Annotated in this window: 14 protein-coding genes; 3 read left to right on the forward strand and 11 right to left on the reverse strand. The window is 61.5% G+C overall.

The window, feature by feature from the left end:
* Positions 1 to 39: 39 nt before the first annotated feature.
* Entirely contained in the window at positions 40 to 4,617 is a 4,578-nt protein-coding gene (locus tag MLD24_RS18305) for a Kelch repeat-containing protein (protein ID WP_248168554.1), read from the reverse strand.
* A gap of 460 nt (positions 4,618 to 5,077) precedes the next feature.
* Positions 5,078 to 7,048 carry a PA14 domain-containing protein gene (locus MLD24_RS18310; protein ID WP_248168556.1) on the reverse strand — a complete coding sequence of 657 codons (1,971 nt, stop codon included), beginning with the start codon at positions 7,046 to 7,048 and terminating at the stop codon, positions 5,078 to 5,080.
* Positions 7,049 to 7,289: 241 nt separating this feature from the next.
* Between MLD24_RS18310 and MLD24_RS18315 the strand changes: the two genes are divergently transcribed.
* A complete protein-coding gene (locus MLD24_RS18315; RefSeq protein WP_248168557.1) occupies positions 7,290 to 8,114 on the forward strand; it encodes a DUF2059 domain-containing protein in 825 nt (274 codons plus the stop codon).
* 62 nt (positions 8,115 to 8,176) lie between these two features.
* Here MLD24_RS18315 and MLD24_RS18320 read toward each other — a convergent pair whose 3' ends face one another.
* Genes MLD24_RS18320 through MLD24_RS18330 form a run of 3 tightly spaced genes read right to left on the reverse strand, consistent with a single transcriptional unit; the run spans position 8,177 to position 10,466 of the window.
* Positions 8,177 to 8,794: a DUF192 domain-containing protein gene (locus MLD24_RS18320; protein ID WP_248168559.1), complete on the reverse strand. Its 618-nt coding sequence runs from the start codon at positions 8,792 to 8,794 to the stop codon at positions 8,177 to 8,179.
* Positions 8,758 to 9,519 (reverse strand): ABC transporter permease, encoded by a 762-nt coding sequence (locus MLD24_RS18325; protein WP_227175911.1) that lies wholly within the window; start codon positions 9,517 to 9,519, stop codon positions 8,758 to 8,760. The genes MLD24_RS18320 and MLD24_RS18325 overlap by 37 nt, the downstream gene beginning before the upstream one ends.
* A 26-nt stretch (positions 9,520 to 9,545) precedes the next feature.
* Positions 9,546 to 10,466: an ABC transporter ATP-binding protein gene (locus MLD24_RS18330; RefSeq protein ID WP_248168561.1), complete on the reverse strand. Its 921-nt coding sequence runs from the start codon at positions 10,464 to 10,466 to the stop codon at positions 9,546 to 9,548.
* Positions 10,467 to 10,644: 178 nt separating this feature from the next.
* On the opposite strand from MLD24_RS18330, the gene MLD24_RS18335 reads away from it, so the two are divergent.
* Both MLD24_RS18335 and MLD24_RS18340 read left to right on the forward strand, forming a co-directional pair.
* Positions 10,645 to 11,112, forward strand: a complete 468-nt coding sequence (locus MLD24_RS18335; protein ID WP_248168563.1) for a hypothetical protein — start codon at positions 10,645 to 10,647, stop codon at positions 11,110 to 11,112.
* A 62-nt stretch (positions 11,113 to 11,174) separates the two neighbouring features.
* Positions 11,175 to 11,471 (forward strand): hypothetical protein, encoded by a 297-nt coding sequence (locus tag MLD24_RS18340; RefSeq protein ID WP_248168565.1) that lies wholly within the window; start codon positions 11,175 to 11,177, stop codon positions 11,469 to 11,471.
* Positions 11,472 to 11,576: 105 nt separating this feature from the next.
* Here MLD24_RS18340 and MLD24_RS18345 read toward each other — a convergent pair whose 3' ends face one another.
* The 6 genes from MLD24_RS18345 to MLD24_RS18370 all read right to left on the reverse strand — a co-directional run bounded on the left by MLD24_RS18345 (position 11,577) and on the right by MLD24_RS18370 (position 18,458).
* A complete protein-coding gene (locus MLD24_RS18345; RefSeq protein ID WP_248168567.1) occupies positions 11,577 to 12,182 on the reverse strand; it encodes a hypothetical protein in 606 nt (201 codons plus the stop codon).
* Positions 12,183 to 12,379: 197 nt separating this feature from the next.
* Positions 12,380 to 13,846 carry a PhnE/PtxC family ABC transporter permease gene (locus MLD24_RS18350; RefSeq protein ID WP_248168568.1) on the reverse strand — a complete coding sequence of 489 codons (1,467 nt, stop codon included), beginning with the start codon at positions 13,844 to 13,846 and terminating at the stop codon, positions 12,380 to 12,382.
* 3 nt (positions 13,847 to 13,849) lie between these two features.
* Positions 13,850 to 14,500 carry an ATP-binding cassette domain-containing protein gene (locus MLD24_RS18355; RefSeq protein ID WP_248168569.1) on the reverse strand — a complete coding sequence of 217 codons (651 nt, stop codon included), beginning with the start codon at positions 14,498 to 14,500 and terminating at the stop codon, positions 13,850 to 13,852.
* Complete coding sequence (locus MLD24_RS18360) at positions 14,500 to 15,327, reverse strand: putative selenate ABC transporter substrate-binding protein (RefSeq protein ID WP_425562290.1); 828 nt, start codon at positions 15,325 to 15,327, stop codon at positions 14,500 to 14,502. Before MLD24_RS18360 ends, MLD24_RS18355 begins: the two co-directional genes overlap by 1 nt.
* A 162-nt stretch (positions 15,328 to 15,489) precedes the next feature.
* Entirely contained in the window at positions 15,490 to 17,766 is a 2,277-nt protein-coding gene (gene selD, locus MLD24_RS18365) for a selenide, water dikinase SelD (RefSeq protein WP_248168571.1), read from the reverse strand.
* Positions 17,766 to 18,458 carry a helix-hairpin-helix domain-containing protein gene (locus tag MLD24_RS18370; protein ID WP_248168572.1) on the reverse strand — a complete coding sequence of 231 codons (693 nt, stop codon included), beginning with the start codon at positions 18,456 to 18,458 and terminating at the stop codon, positions 17,766 to 17,768. The genes selD and MLD24_RS18370 overlap by 1 nt, the downstream gene beginning before the upstream one ends.
* Between the last annotated feature and the right edge of the window lie 29 nt (positions 18,459 to 18,487).

Consider the following 18,487-nt stretch of genomic DNA (forward strand, 5'->3'; position numbering starts at 1 on the left):
TGATGCGCTCCGTGCATCACGTTTTATCTCCACGCCTGATCAGTACTGCATCACCTCTACGGTCTGGGAGAAGGAAGTGCCCGAGGAGATGCCACCGCCAACAATGTAGAGCCGATCCCCCAGGGTGGCGGTGGCGGCACCGTGCTTGGGTGCCGGCGATTTGGTCAGGCTGCGCCAGCTGTTGGTGGCCGGATCGTATTCCTCGGCTTCCTCAAACACGCCGGAGGCGGTGTTCGGGTCCTGCTCACCACCGATTACCTGCACCTTGTTGTCCAGGGTGCCGACGCTCATCGCCCGGCGACCGGTGGGCATGGGTGCGCCCGCGCTCCAGTTGCCGGTACCGGGGTTAAATATCTCCACCGAGGTCAGCGTGGGATCAGCGGTGGCGCCACCGGCATCACGGGTACGGCCACCGAAGACGTACAGCTTGCCATCCACGGCCGCAGAGCCCGGATTGTCGCGACGGGTCTGCATGGGCGCAACGCTGCTCCAGCTCTGGCTGCCGGGGTCATAGACCTCCACCGAGGCCAGGGACGCGCCGTTGTCGTCCATGCCACCAACCACGTAGATCTCGCCATTGAGCACTTGGGCGGTGGGGCCGGAGCGACCCACCGCCATCGGCGGCAATGAGGTCCAGCTGTTGCTGCCGGGGTTGTATACTGCGGCGTTGGTCACTGCACCGGAGAACGGGCCGGTGGAGCCGCCAAAGACGTACAACTGGCCGTTATGGGCGACCACCGCCGGGTTCTCAACGCCAACGCCGGGCAGGTCCGCACCCTGGCTCCAACTGTCAGTGCCGGTGTCGTAGATCCACAGGCTGTTGAGATGGCCGGTGTTGTTCTTGCCGCCCACCGCGTAGACCCGGTCGCCAATGGCGGCGCCTGAGGCGTCCAGCAGCGGCACTGGCGTATTGGCCACGGTGCTCCAGCAACCCAGGCTCACGGGCACCAGGGTGGTGAGCTTGTTGCCGCCGAATTCACCCACAAACAGGGTGCCACCCGGGCCCACCGTCATTGGCAGTGGATCGTTGAAGCCGGTGATCAGGGGGCTGCCGTCCACGGCCACCGTACCGGCCTGTCCCAACTCGACGCGGAACACATCGTCACCCACCGAATAGTTGGTGATCAGCAACTGGCCGTTGAGATACTCGCCCACGCAGCCGGTGCCACCCTGGAACTCGACAATGGCGTTGGACGACTTGTGATCTCCCAGGTTGAACAGCGGCGGCACGTAGTTGGGCAGTGGCGCTACCTGCTGGTAGGAGCCGTCTTTGAACACGCACTCATCTCGGTAGGGGTTGGGGTGGCCGTAGTATTGGTCCTGCTCGATCAGTAGCAGCAGATCGGGCTGGGTACCGGGGTTGTGGCCGCCATCCAGGTAGCTTGCGGTATCGCCAAACCCGAGGCACTGAGGCTGCGGGGTGGGCGGATAGGTACCGGTCACACCCAGGCCGTTGTCGGTGGCGTACATGTTGCCGTTGGTGTGGAACACGAAGTCATAGCTGTTGCGCAGGCCGGTGGCGTAGGTCACCACATCACACGGCGGCGGCCCATAGATGTCGGACGTGTTGGCACAGCTGCCATCGAACGAAGGCGAGAACACGTTGGCCACCAGGATCGCCGCGCTCAGCGGCTGCTCGGCGCGATCGCCAAACTCCGAGTTGGAGTTGTTGGGCGCCCCGGCGCCGGTGTTGCCGCCCATGGCGATGTATAGCTGGTTGTCGTCCGGGCCGAAGTGAATGGAGTTGATGGAATGGTTGGCAATCGCCCGGGGCAGGCCGGTGATGACATGGTTCACATCGGCAAACCCGGCTCCGCCCAGGGTGGTGACCATGCCCGAGTTGGCCTCGCCGTTGTTGACGGAGGGGCTGGAGTGGGCCACCCAGAGTTCCACGTTCGAGGCGGTGGAGAAGGGCGAGACGGTGATGCCGAGGGTAAGGCGGTTACCGACACTGTTGACCAGGGTATCGATAACTTCGTCGTCCACCACGTTCATGTTGGTATCAAACGTGAGCGCGTGGATGGTGCCAAACAGTTCGGTCACGTACAGCCGGTCGTCCGGGCCCCACACCATCGAGGTGGGGAAGCTGACGTTGTAGTTGCGGCGGATGAAGTCCACCACCGAGTTGGGCGACAGCGTGGTACCGCCCACCTGCAGGGTGAACTCGTCGAACCGGTACACCGCAGGCTGTGGCGCCTTGCGATGGGTGGCAAAGATGCCGGTGAAGCTGCGGGTGCCGATTTCCGGATCGATACCGGCGGCGTCGAAGCTGAAGAACTCATCCGGGGGCGACAGTGTGCCCACCTGGATGGCGCTGCCGTCCTCGATCTTGTACCCCAGATCGACGTTGCGCTGGTAGGGGTTCACCTCCATGAACAGGGTGATGTCGGCGTCGGTGAGGCCGTCAACGCGAATGTTCTTGGTGGCCTCGGTGACACCGCCCAGCTCCATCAGATAGTGCAGGATCAGCCCCCGGGGCGTCGACATCACCACCAGCTTGATGTAGTGATCCTCGTCGTTGCCAAACCACAGCCCGGCCTGCTCGTAGTTGCCGGTACCGACCGGCACATCCAGCATCTGGGCGGTGATCAGGGTGATCTGGTTGGGAGCGGCAAACCCCACCCCGAGCGCATTATCCAGATCGTTCTCGGTGCGGTACTGAATGCCCTCGGTGGTGGTGAATTCCAGTACCCCCTCAAGGAACTTCATCTCCAGGTTGCCGGGTAGGTAGCCGCTGCCGTTGGAGGGCTTGTCCAGCCAGGTAAAGCCGGTGCCCCAGCCATTCTTGTCGGCAAAGTAGCCCTGGCCCTCGGTGAAGGTGAGCTGGTAGGGCAGATCCACCCGCACGTCTGAACACTGAACCGGGGCGCACTTGCCGCTGCTGGACAGCGACATGGTGACCGGCACATCAACCGAAGGGCCCGATGCCGGGGTGATGGTCAGGATTGCGCTGTAGCTGCCTGAGGCCTGGCCGGTGCTGTCCACGCTGACCTCCACCAGCTCCGGCGTGGTACCGGACGTGGGCGTGGCCGAGAGCCATGGCATATTGGTGCTCATGGTGAACGGCTCGTTGCTGCTCTGGGAATGGCTGACGTCAAGAGTCTGGCTGGCGATGGCGGCATCCGGCGCGCCGGTGAAGGTGAGGCTGGTGGGCGCCACCAGAATGCCGTGGTTGCCTTCGGTGATGGTAAAGGTGAAGGCCAGCGAGGCCGGATTCAGTCCGGCTGCCTCGGCAGTCACCGTGCCATTGTAGGTGCCGGCGGTCAGGCCGGCGGGATCGGCGATCACGGTGATGGTGGCCGGGGTGGTGCCGGAGTCGCCGGTGGCACTCAACCAGGGTGCGTCCGAGCTCAGGGTGAAGGTGGGGCTGCTGCCATCGGAACTGGTCAGCTGCACGGTGTGCTCCGCCACCGTGGCGTTGTCCACGTGGCGGGAGTCGGCGAGACTGCCCTGACTGAACGACAGCGTTGGGGTGTCATTGGCGACGCTGAAGAAATCCGACAGCACGTGGGTGCCGTTGTCCGTGGTGACCACCTCCGCGGTCAGGGTATGGCTGCCATCAGCCAGTGTGGTGGTATCAAACGGCTGGGCCTGGGTACTGGAGCCACCGGCAAGATCGTAGGGCGCCAGGTTCTCGGTCTGGGTGGGTGTGCCGGTTGCCTGGGGATTGTCCAGGTAGAAACGCACCTGGGAGACGTTGCCCAGGTCCGGTACAAACACATAGATGTCGCCCACGACCGTTGCGCCGTTGAGTGCCATCGGATTGCTGCGGTCCGGAGACGGACTGAGCATCAGCTCAAACTGGCTGGGTTGATCCGGAATCACCTCCAGCTGAACCTGCATGGAGCCGCTATTTGCTCCGCTGCCGGTGGCTGTCACGGTGGCGGTGTAGTTGCCCGGGGCGAGGCCAGCCGGGTCCATGGTCAGGGTGACCGATAGGGGAACCGTACCGGAGGTGGGGTCAACGGTCAGCCAACTGGCGTCGTCTGACAGGAACACCGTGTCCGCAAAGGCCGAGGTCGCATCCACCGTGACCGACGTGGTCTGGGTACTGTTGTCGCTTTCCAGCGTCGTGAAAGAGGCACTGCTGTTGCTGAAGGTCAGGGACGGATTGGCGTTATTGACGGTGAACGCTGCAGACAGGGTTTCGAGGCTGTTGTCGGTGTAGGTCACCTCGGCGTACACCGCATGCTGGCCGTCCGCCAACTGGGTTGAATCGAAGGCATTGCCGTTGCCATTGCCTACCGTGCCGTTGAAGTCGTACGGCGCCAGGTTCTCGGTTTTCCAGGCACCTGCCGGGGGCGGGGCATCCAGATAGAAGCGCACCCGCTTGACGCCAGACGCTGGACTGGCGTGAATGTACAGGTCGCCCGCCACTTCACTGCCGTTCAACGCAAACGAGGCAGAGCGGTCAGGCAGGTAGCTGACCTGCAGGGTGGGCGCCGCCAGGGCAAGTGCAGGCAGCGTCGCCAGAAGCATCAGGGCCAGTGCCACCCCGTATCGGGCCCGGGCGAACAACCCGGGCCCTGGTTGAATCATGCCGAGCCAAAGCATCCGAAATACGGTCGACATCCGCAAATGCCTGCCGTTGAGATCGTTGTGTTTGTTGTAATTCATCGGAACATCTCCTCACCGGCGCAGCAGCACCGTGGCAAAAGGAGCCGAGCCTAGCCTTCACTTCCCCGACAGCGTCAAGCTCGTACCCGCTTATAATAAAAAACAGGTAATAATATAAATAACCGCAGTACGTATTCGTTCACTGATGCCTACGCATATTTGGTGCCAGAGACTGCTTAATTATGGAAATACCAACAAATATGGAGGGCATTTAAAAACCTGCTCGTCGAATATGTAAGATTCTCTGACAAGACAGAAAACAATTCGTAAACATAACCGAATATCAGTCACCCGAAGGGGGAGGGAAAAGCAATGAAACGTAATTATGGCGATCTGCTTATTCTTGAAAGGGATAATCGAAATTCCGGTTAAGCGTGTTAATCAGAGGCTTCATAAAAACAGATAATAAAAAAGCCGCCCTGATGTGGGCGGCTTTCAGTGTCAGGCGGGTGCTGCAGGATTATTTCACGTCTGCAGACACCACATCTGATTTATCACTCTCATTGTTTTCGGTATCAACCACCGAGACCGCAAAATACCAGGTACCGGTTTCAGAGACCTCAATGGTTTTCTCCGTGAGATCGCTGGAAGCGGGCACCGAACTGGTCAAGTTGCCGGCGGACTGACCGTAGTAGATCTTGTAGGACTTGATCTCACTGAGGGAGAGGCCCTGACCATCGGTTCTGGTGCCTGGTGCTGTCCAGCTGACGGTAACGGTTTTGGCATCGGGTGGCGGAACCGGGTCCGGATCCGGATCAACGATGATCGAACCACCTCCCACGTCCTCAAGGGTGTAGGGATCAAGCCCGGACTGGTAAGCCTCCAGATTGGAGATACCGCTGGTGTTGTTGACCAGACTGGCATCGGCGACATAGGCACTCAGGCCATAACGCAGCTCCCAGCTGTCGGGAATACCGTCGGAATCGGTATCCTGGGTACTTGTCGATGCCGGATCGGGGGACTGCACGGTGTTCATCAGATCCACCTGCTGATCAGTGGTGGTATCTTCAATGGTCAGCCGGGCAAAGGCGCTCCCCGAACCTTCGTAGTTCTCCATGACCACGGTAACCGGCTCGCCGGCATTGAGATCGGTGTAGTAGTGGTTCTCCCGCTCACGGGCATCTCGCCAGTCGTCCACTACGCGCTCGCCATTAACGTAAAGGCGGGCACCGTCGTTGGTCCGGACAATGAACTTGTAGCGAACCGCACCACTGGTATGGGGCGGTGTGAACGAACCGCTCCAGCGGACGCTGAACTCATCCGAAGGCATGCCGTTCATCGGGGAGCCTTTATCCCAGTCGAAATCGATAACGCCGTCTTCGCGGGTTGCGAAGAACTGGTCGAACTCGCGACCGTTGTAGTACTGCCCGGTAAATCCGGCCACCATCACATCCTCAACCACCGGGACTTCCTCGGCGCTGTTGGGGGAGGTGCCAGCGAGGTATTCATCCAGATTTGAGTAGCCATCGCTATCGGCATCGAGGGCGGCATCGGTGGCATCGAGAGGGTTCATCTCAAAGGCGAACTCGGCACCGTCGGGGATGCCGTCGTTATCGCTGTCCGGATTGCCTTCGGAGGTGCCGATGAGAAACTCATCCGCTGCCGCCAGGAAATCACCGTCCGGATCTGACGTTGCGTCACTGGCGTCGTTGGGATTGAGGCCGTTGACCACCTCCCAGTTGTCATAGAGCCCGTCCTGATCCTGATCCAGGGGAGGGAACTCCTGCCTGAAGGCCAGGCCTTCACGACCATCCAGGAAACCAACGCGGTAGCCTAGCGAGTAAGCTCCTTCATCCGATACCGGGGAGTCATCAACCGTGGTGGTTTTGGCGTAAGTGTGCAGGTAAGAGCCATCGATGATCTGGCGGGTAAAGCCGGGTCCTTCCCAGGCAACGGTAAAGTGGTCAGAGCCACCGCCTTCCTTGAAGCGAACCTCAAAGTAGTACTTGCTGTTGGCATCCAGCCTCTGGGGGCCCGACGTTTGTGAGCTGAACTTATCGAACTCGTACTGGCCGCTGTAGCTGGGCACCGACGCAATTTCCGCCGCGCCGCCCGGCGAGTTCGAGCTGCTCAGGTACAGCTGGGTTTCATCGTCACCGGATACGTAAAAGGTGTAGTCCCCGGAAACGGGTGGCTGGATATAGCCTCGAACGAGGGCGCCGTAGCGTCCCCCACGGTCCTTGGGCAGATCCAGCTGGGTGAGTTCGCCGATTTCGTCCGGGTTATCGGGGTACTGGGGCTGGCTGGTCATGTCAATGACGTCACCGCCGTCGATGGTGTTAAAAAAGTAGACCTGAACCTTGCCAGGTTCGCTGGTCTCGGGAATCGCGGCGGTTGGTGGCAGATCTTCGATATTGCGGGTATGCCAGCTCTGGCACCCGCTGATCAGTATCACCGCGCCACTCAGTAGAGAAATCTTTGCAATAGACATAATCCACCCGCTGATTGGTATTGTGAACCGCCTGTTAAGTATTGTTTCAGGCTGTAATCGCTGCCAGTCGAAAGTAGGATTTTTTTGGTATTTGGAGTTGAGCCTTAGATCGGAAAATTCTCAGTCAGGCACGGATCAGGCGTGCTGATGCGGCCAATTGACGGCGAACGTCGATATTCCTGCCTATGCTTGGAGAAGCGCTGGCCACTCACTCCAAGCCCAACCGTCGGGAGGTTCCGCCATGACCGCTTTGAGGTTCACCGCCTGTTTCTGGCTGCTGCTGGCCTTCAGTCCGTGCAGTTACGGCGGCACCGCATCGGTGACTGCCCTGATGGAGCGTTCAGGTCTGGCGGAGCAGGTACAGCGGATACCGGCCTCCGTCCGGGCCGGCCTGGTTCACGCCCAGCGCCTGGGTGATCCGCTGCCGGAAGCCACGTTTGATGCCATGATCAGCAGCGCCCGTCGCACCATCGTCGCCCACGACATTCTGGCGGCGGTTGAACAGTCCCTGGCCCAGGCGCTGAGCGAATCGGAGATCGAGACGCTGCTGGCCTGGTACCAGTCGGATCTGGGACGGGAAATCATTGCGGCGGAAAAGCGGGTGGCTTCGGAGCAGGCCCAGGCCGAGATGTTCGCCACCGCGCCCAGCCTGTACCGGGACCAGCAACGGGTCGCCTTTGCCAGGCAGCTGGACAACCTGTTCCAGGCTTCGGATATGGTGATCGGGCTGCAGGCCTACACCGGCACGGCGGTGTTCTCGGCACTGACGCTGGGCGAAACGCCGAACCACGAGGTGGACATCCAGGCGGTGCAGCAGCAGATCCTGAAAGAGATTGAGGCCTCCCGGCCGCTGGTGGAACAGGGCATTGTGCTGTCGTTCCTGTACGCCTACCAGAACCTGGACATGGCCAAACTGGAGAAGTACCAGTCGTTTCTGGAACGGCCGGCCACTCGCCGCTTCAACGACACCGTGGCCGACAGCCTGAACCAGGCTCTTCAGGCCGGCATTACCGACTTCGCCCGTCACCTGGCGAAGCTGCTGTCCGGGGATCTGCGACGTAGTTGATCAACGGTTGATCAAGGGTTGATCAAACGCTAAGTCAGAGTTGAACCAGAGTTAAACCAGAGTCAATCAGACGCGCCAGAAGGCGCACCTGCTGATGGCCGGTCGAGAAGCCCAGGCGGCAGGATCACCCGATCACCCACCGCTAAACCGTGCCGCTTGAAGTAACCCTGGTTTACCTCCAGGGCTACCGAGAACGAGGCGCCCGCCGGGTAGGTGGGGCAATCGTCGCCACTGGGGCAGGGTGCCATGGCGCGGATGGCCACGATCTCACCGCTGGCCTTGAGATACGCGATATCCAGGGGAATCAGGGTGTGATACATCCAGAAGCCGAAGTCAGCCGCTCTCGGGGCCGGGTAGAGAAACAGCATGCCGGCATCCGCCGCCAGAGTCTCTCGTCCCATCAGCCCCTTCTGGCGCTGGGCGGGGGATGCCGCAATTTCAACCGAGAGCGTCGCGCGCTGGCCATCCCGGGACACCAGTTCGAGCTGAGTCCGTTCAAGCGGCCGGGTCTGGTGGGGCTCTTCGACCGAATCGGCCTGGGGCGGCCGGCAGCCGGCCAGCGTTGCAAAAAGCAATCCGCTGACCGAAAGGGCCAGGCTTGCCTTGAGGTATTGCCACTGCCAATGCCGCCGCTGACCCATGGTCAGGTGCGCAGACGGTAGCCGGTCTTGAAGATCCACCAGATCGCGGTGAGACAGGCCATCATGAACACCAGAGTCATGCCCACGCTGATGCCCACATGGATGTCTGAAACACCGTAGAAGGCCCAGCGGAAACCACTGATCAGGTAGACCACCGGATTGAACAGGGTCACGGTCTGCCAGATCTCCGGCAGCATGTCGATGGAGTAGAAAGTGCCGCCCAGGAACACCAGTGGCGTCACAATCATCAACGGCACGATCTGGAGCTTCTCGAAGCCGTCGGCCCAGATGCCGATGATGAACCCGAACAGGCTGAAAGTGATCGAGGTAAGCACCAGGAAGGCCACCATCCATACCGGGTGGAGTACGTGGTAGTCCACGAACAGCCGGGCGGTAAGCAGAATGATGGCACCGAGGATGACGGACTTGGTGGCTGCCGCCCCCACATAGCCCAGCACCACCTCAACGTAGGACACCGGCGCCGACAGCACCTCGTAGATGGTGCCGGAGAACTTCGGCATGTAGATGCCGAACGAGGCGTTGGAAATGCTCTGCATCAGCAGCGACAGCATCACCAGGCCGGGAATGATGAAGGCGCCATAACTGATACCATCGATATCCCCCATCCGTGAACCGATGGCGGAGCCAAACACCACGAAATAGAGTGAGGTGGAAATCACCGGCGAGGCCACACTCTGCATCAGGGTGCGCCACATGCGGGCCATTTCAAATCGGTAGATTGCGCGAACGCCGTGTAGATTCATGTCAGTCTCCTGCCCGTACGCGCACGCTACTCGTGCACCAGTCCCACAAAAATGTCTTCCAGCGAGCTTTCCCGGGTCTGCAGATCCCGGTATTCGATGCCCAGATCCCCCAGCTGCCGCAGCAGACGTGCCACGCCGGCCTGCTCCTGCTGGGCATCGAAGGTGTAGATCAGCTCGTAGCCATCCTCCGACAGCGCCAGCGGCTCCAGCGCCAGTTCGCCCGGCAGGCTCTCCAGGGGCTGTTGCAGCAGCAACCGCAGCTCTTTCTTGCCGAGCTTGGCCATCAACTGGTCCTTGTCTTCCACCAGGATGATCTCGCCCTGGCGAATCACCCCAATGCGATCCGCCATTTCTTCGGCCTCTTCGATGTAGTGCGTGGTGAGGATGATGGTCACGCCATTGTTTCGCAGGCCCCGCACCATCTCCCACATGTCCCGTCGCAGTTCCACGTCCACGCCGGCGGTGGGTTCGTCCAGGAACAGGATGCGGGGTTCGTGGGACAGCGCCTTGGCGATCATTACCCGGCGCTTCATGCCACCGGACAGCGCCATGATGCGGTTATCACGTTTGTCCCACAGCGACAGGTCCTTGAGCACCTTCTCGATGTGGGCCGGGTTCGGCGCCTTGCCGAACAGCCCGCGGGAGAAGGAGACCGCGTCCCAGACCGTTTCGAAGGCGTCGGTATTCAGTTCCTGGGGGACCAGGCCAATGCTGCTGCGGGCGGCGCGGTAATCGCGGACGATGTCATGGCCGGCAGCTTCGACGGTGCCGCTGGACAGGTTGACGATGCCACAGATGATGCTGATCAGCGTGGTCTTGCCCGCGCCGTTGGGGCCGAGCAGGGCAAAGATCTCACCGCGCTCAATGTCCAGGTTGACGTTTTTTAGGGCCTGAAACCCTCCGGCGTAGACCTTGTTCAGATTCTTGACGGAAATATCCGGCTGCACGGTTACACCCCTGTATTGGGTCGATCAAAAGGCGAAAGTTTCTCATGGTTTCGTGTGGTTGCGGAAGAGGCGCCAGGCGTTACAGGGCCGCGGCAAGGGCAGGCTCCCTAGGAAGTTCGCCCCAAAACCTCCATAATGCCCCGCTTTCCACTGTTGGTCGGGGTAGAGGAGACACACGTTGCTCAGAGGTATCGCAATCGCTGCGCTGATCATCGCCATTCTGGCTGCGGCTGTACTGGGCCCCCGCTGGCTCATGCGGCAGACACCGGAAGATACCGGTCAAGGGCCCGAGTCCAGTTGCAATCTGATCACCGAAGACTGTCAGTGGCAGAGTGACGGCGACCAGTGGCAGCTTGCTCTGAAGGAGCTGGCTTTCGTGAACGGTCAGCACCACTACCACATTGAGCTGACCACCACTGCCAACCCGGAGCGGCTGCACGGTGTGCTGAGAGGCGAATCCATGTACCTGGGCGAGTACCCGGTCCCCCTGAGCGCCACGGGCGAGGCTGGCCGCTGGGAAACCCGTTTCACCGCGCCGCTGTGCACGGTACAGGACACCATGGTTTGGCGGATAGACCTGGAAAACCGCAACGGCCCCCTCAAGAACGTCCCTTTTCGGCTGATTTTTGAAGCCAGTGGGCAGTGACAGGCGGCCAAATCGGTGTAGAATCGGCCCATCCTACGACCTATGGCTCATGGAAGACCCGAATGGAATATGCATCCAGCCTCCAAGGCGTCCTGCTGCGCAAGATCCAGAAAGCGGAACAGGACCTGCTGCAACTGAAGCTCGACTACTGCCGATTCGTGTTTGGTCTGACCCATCGTTCGGAAGTACGGATTGGCGATCAGGTCTTTCAGGTCACCACGGTCGACGTTGACAGCATGAAGCACCAGCCCGACGGCAGCTACACCCGGCCCACTCTGTCAGGCATCCCCAGGGGCGAGCCGGCCCAGACCCCGCCGCAACCACTGGGCGATCAGTGGACCCTGGTTGCCGCCGAATAGCCTTCAGCCCGGCCCGGCAACCGCCAATACCGCCAGAGCCCGTCTGGCCCGCGTACGCAGATCACCTTAACCGCCGTTCAAACCGCAACGTAACCGGTCACGCCCTCAGACAAAGGCGTAGCTGGTGATGGCGGTCATCAGGGCGTCATCGGAAGGGACAAAATGGTGGTCACGCCAGTGGCTGGCGCCGTCCAGGCCATGTCGGAAGCAGGCCAACATGACTGAGGAATCGGTGAGGGTGGCCAGAGCCTGGTGGGCGCTCACCGGCGCCAGGCCAGTCTTGCGATGGATCAACTGGACCGTAAGGCCGGCGATGGCCTCGCTGTGACGATCCTGGGGCGCACACAACGCCACGGCCGCGCCGTACAGCCAGGCCAGGGCATAGCCCTGCAAGGCCTCGGGGGCATCGCCCAGATCCACTCCCTGTTCACGACAGACCCGATCCTGGAGGCCAAGAAGGATGTGCAGCTGGGTCAGCAGGTCCGTGCGGTCCACGCCGAGGCGGCGCGCGGTGCGCGTCGGGGGCTGGCTGGCGGGAGCGGTCGGATAGGAGGGCGCGGAAGGCATCGACATGACGCCGGCGTTGTCCAATGCCACCGCACGGCCAAAAGCCGGCCCCTCGGTTCTGGCCAGGGTTGTCATCCTGAATGCCAGTACCCCCAGCAGGGTCGCCAGTCCCAGTTCCATGGCCACTGCCAGATAATCGACCATTGCTCTTAAACCCACCGCGTAACATTAGTTGCCTGCATTGTAACAATGCGTAACCTTCAGCCAAGCGAACGAAGGGGCCATTTGGGGCAGGAATTCGCCCTCATGCGCGGAACTGTGAACCAGGTAGCAGATAGAACGTGACGCCACTGCTGAGCCGGCGAGTGGCGCAGCTAAGTCAACGTATCAACCAACAGGCGCTAGCACGTTGGCAGGGTCTGCAGCGCCAGCCGTGCCCGAATGGTTCGGGAGAGTTTGTCGATCACCAGGTTCAGCAGGGCGGTAAAGACAATCAGCAACAGCGCCCGATCGAACTGGATGTTCTGGATGGCACTGTCGACGTAGAAGCCGAGGGTGTAGATTCCCAGTATGCCGAGAATGGCGGTCTCCCGCATGATGATCTCCCAGCGATAGAACAGCAGTGCCAGGAACGAGCGGTACAGTCGCGGTACCAGTTCGTAGCTGTAGCGGCCAAAGCCCCGGGGCGCATCGGGCCGCAACTGCAGGGTACTGGACTGGCGACCGACCAGGTGGGCGATGATACCGCCGTTGTGCAGCGCCAGAGCGACAATGGCCGGCAGCATCGACGGCCCCCACAGCTGCAACAGAATGTAGGCCAGCACGTATTCCGGTGTGGAGCGCAGGATAACCAGCATCACATGCCCCCCGGTCCGTCGCACCGGCCCGGTGAAGTGTTTTGATATCAGCGGAAAACAGACCAGCGCGATGATGCCGGACAGCACCAGCGCCACCTGAGTCAGCACCAGGGTGTGCCAGAGCCCGGGCAGGGCATCGCTGACTGCCACATCCGCCAGCCAGACCAGCAGTCCATCCATTCCCTCACCATGACGCAACGGTGCCGGCACGATGTCGGAGGTAAAGAACCGGGTGACGTTGCCCCAGACAATCGGAAAACCGTCTCCCAGGAAGAACGGCGCCGCCACGATGTAGGCGGGCAACAGCGGTCGCCGTAACCACAGCGGTATGGTGGCGATCAGCACGTAGAACAGGATCAGCATTGCGCCGGCTTCTGAGTACAGTCCCTGAGAAAACGAGGCTTCCAGATAGAACCCCAGGGTCGGCAGGCCGACAAAGCCGAGGATAGCGCTGGACCGCAGACCGCACTCCAGCCGATAGGCAGTGTAACTGCACAGCTGCTGCCAGCACTGGGGCACCCGGGTGTAGAGGAAGGTCAGCCAGGCGCCGATGGCTGGCGGCAGGGTCCGGCCTGGCTCAGGGTCGGTCTCGTCCAGCATCTCGGAATACACCTTGGCGAAGATGCCGGTGTAGGGAATGGCAATGGCCAATACCCCGGTCAACGGGTGAAAACCGAAGAACTGCAGGAAGATCAGCGCCCAGAACAGCTCATGGATGGCCCGCACAAACGCACAGCCCATTCGCACGGCACGCCAGCGGAACGCCAACGCCAGCAGAAAACCAAAGGTCGCCCCCAGGCTGACGCCGACAAAGGCAAAGGCCACGGTTCGCAGCAATGCGGTTGCCAGCCCCTGGTAGGAGAAGAAATCCGGGGTCACCATGCCCAGGAAGAAGCGCCCCAGATCCCGCCAGGGGTTTACGGCAGTGATCGATATGTCGGCCACCATCAGGCCGGCCAGGGCAATGGCCAGGAAGATCAGGCTGGTACGAAGCGTGGGCGCCAGGGTCATGGGTCAGTACAGCGCCAGCAGGTCAGACTCGGACAGTTCATCGGCCCGCCGATCGAGCGCGATGTGACCATCCTGGATACCGACAATGCGGTTGCAATAAGCCAGCGCCAGATCGATGTCGTGAAGGGCGATCAGGCTGGTGGGAAAGCGGGCACGCAGCAGCTCCATCACTCGCGCAGCCATGGGGCCGTCCAGAGCCGATACCGGCTCATCCGCCAGCAGAGTACGGGACCGGTGGTAGAGTGCCCGGGCAAGGGCGGTGCGCTGACGTTGGCCGCCAGACAGCGCCGCAACGGGCTGCCACAGCTTGTCGCCCATCGCCACCTGATCGAGGAGATCGCCAATCTCCTGCCGGTCCCTGCGGAAAGGCCGGAACAGGGTTGCGGTGTTGTACCACAGCGAGCGTTCATCCAGGCGCCCCATGAACACGTTATGGAACACCGGCAACGGCTGGACCAACCCCAGATCCTGGGGCACCAGGGCGGCATGCCGGGCACCGTGCTGGAACGCCAGCTTCAGCAGCGTGGACTTGCCTGCACCGCTCTTGCCAACCAGGGCGACACGGTCACCCTCGGCTACCTTCAGGGAGATCGGCCCCAAGACAGCACGGCCGTCAAAGACGGCCGTGAGATTGGACAGTTCCAGGCCAGACATTACTGCAGGATACCGATCTCTTCAGCTACCTTGCGGATCGGTTCATAGTCGTCATTGTCGGCGGGAATAAAGGCCTCGCGGGGGAAGCTTGCCAGCAGTTCCGGATCATCCAGTTCCAGCAGGGCGGTGCGGACCCGGTCCTTGAAGCCCTCGCCAAACCGTTCATCGACATCACCACGCACGGTCCACTGGTAATCCGGGTAGCCGGGGGTACGCCAGATGACCTTGACGGCATTGGTATCGATGTTGCCATCGGCCAGTTCCTTCTCCCACACCGCGAAGTTGAGCGCACCCACTTCGTAGGTGCCCGCTTCCACCAGTCGCAGGGTGCGAGTGTGGTTACCGCTGTAGCCAACGCGGGCAAAGATGTCTTCAGGTGCCTCACCAAAGCTTTCCCGCAGGAAGAATTCGGGCATCAGTCGGCCGGAGGTGGAGCCCTTGGAACCAAAGGTGAAGGTACGATCCCTGATCGCTGCCGGCAGTTCGTCGGACGCTTCCAGACCGGTGCTGCTGTGGGCGATGAAATAGGTCTGGAAGCTCTCGTCCTCAGCGCCCTGGGCCAGCGCTTCGGAGCCCGATACCAGACGGCGGGCCTGAACCCCGGACAGGCCACCAAACCAGGCCAGTTGCACCTGGTTGTTACGGAAGGCGGTGACCGCAGCGGCGTAGGACTTTACCGGTACGTAGCGGACCTCGACATCAAGTTCCTCCGCCAGGTAGTCGGCAACTCCCTGAAAACGCTCAATCAGCTTGGTTTCATCTTCGTCCGGGATGGCGGTGAAGACGAAGGTGTCAGCCTGGGCGGCGCTCAGGGGCAGGGCGGTCATGGCCAGCGCGCAGGCGAACCGGCGGAGATGTCGAATCAGCATGGAAAGATTCCTTGTTCTTTTTGGGCCCGGGACAGGGTCCTCGGGTCCGCTTCCGGGGATGGGCTCAAGTGCGCAAAGGATACACGGAATCGCCGATGACAGGTACAGCCGGCCCGGCCGTCAGGTACGAGAGAGCAGCGTCACCGGCTCCGGTTCGCCAGACCGGGCGACAACCTGACCAACAACGGTGGCCTGCTGATAGCCCAGCCGGCGGAGTTCCGTCACACAGGCCTCGGCGTGTTCAGACGGTACCCCGGCAAGCAGGCCGCCTGCAGTCTGGGGATCAAACAACAGTGGGTAACGGGGATGGGCAAGCCAGACCTGCTGATCGCGAATGGCCCGGCGCAACCGGGTATTGGCGGGCTGCAGCGAGCTGAGGATGCCTGCGGCAACAGTTTCCTCGGCACCTTCAAGCAGGGGAAGGCGATCAATCTCAAGCTCAACATCCACGTCTGACGGTTTCACCATTTCCACCAGGTGGCCCAGCAGGCCAAAACCGGTGATGTCGGTGCAGGCCCGGGCACCGTGGGCCCGGAGGCACTGGGCTGCCGCCTGGGAGGACTGGTCCATGGACGCCAGGGCACCATCGATCCAGCGACCACGGGCGGCCAACTGGGCATGGGCGGCAAACAGTGTTCCGGTGCCCAGGGGCTTGGTCAGGATGAGGCTGTCGCCCACGGCCAGACCGGCCTTGCTCATCACTTGCTGCGGGTCAATCAGGCCATTGATGGCAAACCCCAGAGCGAGCTCCTGGCCCTCGCCGGTATGGCCACCCACCAAGGCGCAGTTGGCCTCATTGAGCACCTCAACTGCGCCGGACATCATCTGGAACACCACGTCTTCGACTTTCGATTCGATACCCTGGGGAATCGTGGCAATGGCGGTGGCACTCTGGGCCTCGGCCCCCATGGCAAAGATGTCTCCCAGGCTGTGGTTGGCGGCGATGCGACCAAGCAGATAGGGGTCATCGATAAATGCCCGGAAGAAATCAACGGTGTGCACCGTTGCCTTGCCCGGCGGCACCGTCAGTACGGCGGCATCATCCGGTGCATGGAGGCCGATTAGCACATCGTCCCGTTCCACCGGTTGCAGTTGCGCCAGGGCCCGGGAAAGCACGGTGCCACCTACCTTGGCGCCACAACCACCGCAGCGCATGGCGAGCGCCGAGATTGCCTGCTGGGCATCGGCTTCGGAGCGGGCTGCACGGGTATCCGCCGCTGCCGAATCCATCGCCATCGGTTCCAGTTCGTTGAAACGCGCCATGAAGCGACGGTCAATCCAATCCTTCCAGCGCCAAAGCCATCGGCCGCTGGCCGACCAGCCGCCCCTGGACGCGACTGCATAGCGATCCCCGGTGCTGATCAGCGCCAGCCAGCTGCGCTGGGGGCGATACGGCCGGGGTGCCTGTGCCAACGCCAGGCGCCGGAGGTTGTCCGCCAGCGGCGGTCCCTGGCGCACGGCAAACACCCCGGCCTTCTCCCGGGGATGATTGATCATGTGAGCGATGTCACCAGCGGCAAAAATGCGCTCATCGGTTTCGGTCTGCAGGGTATCCCGAACCCGGACAAAGCCCCGCTCGTCCACGGCAAGACCACTGTCGGCCAGCCAGGCCGGTCCGCCGGCACTGGTCACCCACAACACTTCGTCCGTGGCAATGCGCTGACCGGCCTCGGTCACCAGCGCTCCGGCGTCCACGGCCACCACACGGGTGTTGAGGTGAACCTCGATTCCCCGCTCCGCCAGTACCGAGGTGAATCGCTGCCGGACCTTGTCGTTGTGGGTTGGCAGCACGCTGTCAGCCGCATCCAGCAGCAGAAAGCGGAGCGCATCGGGGCCCCGTCCCAGCTTCGCCAGCGCCCGCTGCAACCGGTACTGCATGGCCAGCACCAGCTCGACACCGCCGGCGCCGGCGCCTACCACGGCAATCGCTTGCGGTGCCTGATTCTGTTGCACGCGGTTCAGCAGTGCCTGCCAGTGGCGATCAAACCGGTGGATCGGCTTAACGGGAACGGCGCGGTCCAGGGCACCAGGGATATGGGCGACACTGGGGGTGGAGCCGATGTTGATGGACAGCAGATCGTAGCGGACCGGCGGCCGACTCCGACACTGGACCTGACTGTTCGCCCGATCGATGAGGGTCACCTCGTCCCGGTAGAAGCGGGCACCGGCGAACTCCGCCAGGCGACTCAGATCAATATGGACGTCATCAAACGAATAATGCCCGGCAACGTAGCCGGGCAGCATGCCAGAGTAGGGGGTGTGGGTATCCCGGCAGATCAGTGTCAGACGCACTCCGGGAACGGGGTTCATGGCGAATCGCCGAAGAACCCCGACATGGCTGTGACCGCCACCAACCAGGACTATATCCTGTAAAACAGGTTGTTCGGTCGTTCGCATCAGAGCAGTTTCTTGGCCTCACTTGACCAGTCACTGAAGCCTTTCATTTTGGCGAAGGCCTGCAGTTTCTCCTGCTCGGCGGCGGAAGGGTTGGCAATCTGTTCAATGCTGGTAATGCCGGCATCCTGCATTTTCTTGGCGGTCGCCGGCCCAATGCCCTTGACCAGAGTCAGGTCGTTCTTGTTCACGGCTTTCGGCGCCTTGGTTGCAGCGGCCTTGGGTGCCGCTTTGCCATTGCCCTTGGAGGCAGGCTTGGCTTTCGGCTTGGCCTTGGCAGCAGCCGGCTTTTTCTTGGCCGGCGCGGCCGTCTTCTCAGCGGTCTTTTCAGCGGCTTTCTCGATGGTCTTGGCGGCCTTGGCAGCGTCTTTGGAGACCTTTTTGGCAGCGCTCTCGCCTTCGTTGGTGGCCAGGCCAAGTCGCTCCATCACGGTGTTTTGCAGATCATGCAGCTCACCCAGGCGACGGTCCATTTCTTCGTGGAATCGGCGCATTTCCCGCTCACGCAGGTCGTCCACTTCCCGCAGCAGTTTCCGCACCGGTTCCTGGATCTGGTTCTGCAGGGTGTCGAACTGCTTGAGGGCGTCGTTGATCAGCTTCTCGATTTGTGAGGAGGTTTTCTCGATCTCCTTGTTCACCTTTTTGACGACCTTGTCGACGCCTGCCTTGTCCTTCTTTGACTCTTTTTTCGCCATAACTAGGGTTCCCCTTGGTCTATCCGTGT

This window comes from Marinobacter xestospongiae, assembly GCF_023156385.1.
In the GTDB taxonomy this organism is placed as follows: Bacteria; Pseudomonadota; Gammaproteobacteria; order Pseudomonadales; family Oleiphilaceae; genus Marinobacter; species Marinobacter xestospongiae.